Below are 1272 nucleotides of genomic sequence, written 5' to 3' on the forward strand. Positions count from 1 at the left end.
CCATGATCGCGGAGGCTCCGAAGAAGGAGTCGGCTGGCGGCGGCATGCCTGGCGGCATGGGCGGCGGCGGCATGGGCGGCATGGGCGGCATGGATTTCTAATCCAGCCAATCTCGCAAGCTTACGGAAAGGGCGGCAGCGATGCCGCCCTTTTGTGTGTGCCGAGCATGATCGACAGCTTTAGACGTGCAAGTCCTCTACCCAGCCTGATGGCGGCGAAGCGCAATGGCGTCGTCGTGAGACGGGGTCTGGCCGTGTCCTTTCGTTCAGCCGCTGGTCGAAACTCACGATGATCGTGCTGCCTTCCGCCGTGCCGTCGATCTTTACAGGGCTGCGAGAAGGCCTTGCCACGGCTGGCAGACCCTGGTTGCGGTAGAACTCATCGCATCGTTCGAAGGGCTCCGATACCTGATGGCCTATGGTCGTCAGCTCTTTCAATTGGAACTCGTCTTTTCGGCCATGATCGTGGTCGGCCTGAGCGGATTGGTGATCCACGGCCTGCTCACGCTTGCCGAAAACTATCTGCAACGCTGGCGTCCGGAGACCCCACGATCAGCCTGATCACGATTGCAGGTCGGGATAGGCTGTCGCGGCGCTTCCATCGCACCGCCGGCCTTCCGCTTCATCGGCCGACATCTGCGGCCGCTTGCGGTGCTGATGGCGCTGCTCGCGATTTGGGAGTTGCTCGCCCATGCCGGCGCTGCTGACCCACGTTTTCTACCGCGGCTGGAAGAGGTGGCGGCCCGCGGCATGGCAGAGTTCAGCCGAGGTGGCCTCGGCTCCAATCTTCTGGTGAGCCTCGAACGTGACCTGATCGGTTTCGTGTGTGGCAGTGTGGCGGAATCGCGCTTGGTCCGGCGATCGATTTTCCCGCCTCATCGAACGCCTGAGAGGCTCGTGGTGCGGTTGTGTTACCGCTATTACGGGACCTGATCACGTTGACGATGCCAGCACCTTCATTGGCCACTTTCTGGACCATGTACGTCACATCAGGCTCCCCCGCCCGATCGACACGAGCCGGCTCTGTAACCAAGCCGCCGTCATATGGCGGTTCCACGACGGCACTGGCGGCAGTCGTCTTCTCAGCGGCTACAGGTGGACGTTTCAGCAGCCAACGAATCCGATGGTGGCAAGGACAGGCAGACCAAGCACCGCGTAGAAGCCGTACTCCGCTGGAGTTCACCTCGGAGTGGAGCGACAAGGGCCTGATTTGTCTTGCCATGCCGACATTGTCAGCACGCTTTTCGAAGCCTCTGAATTCCTTAGTGTCCAT

General features: G+C 61.2%; 2 protein-coding genes. Both read left to right on the top strand.

The features are described from left to right. The first annotated feature begins 410 nt into the window (after positions 1–410). Positions 411–560, top strand: a complete 150-nt coding sequence (locus NKI24_RS35735) for a hypothetical protein (protein ID WP_352750886.1) — start codon at positions 411–413, stop codon at positions 558–560. Positions 561–566: 6 nt separating this feature from the next. Then, the gene (locus NKI24_RS35740; RefSeq protein WP_352750889.1) at positions 567–932 is read left to right on the top strand and encodes an ABC transporter permease family protein; all 366 of its coding nucleotides are present in this window, start codon (positions 567–569) and stop codon (positions 930–932) included. The last annotated feature ends 340 nt before the right edge of the window (positions 933–1272 follow it).

Source organism: Mesorhizobium sp. M0701 (assembly GCF_040320365.1).
Taxonomy (GTDB): Bacteria; Pseudomonadota; Alphaproteobacteria; order Rhizobiales; family Rhizobiaceae; genus Mesorhizobium.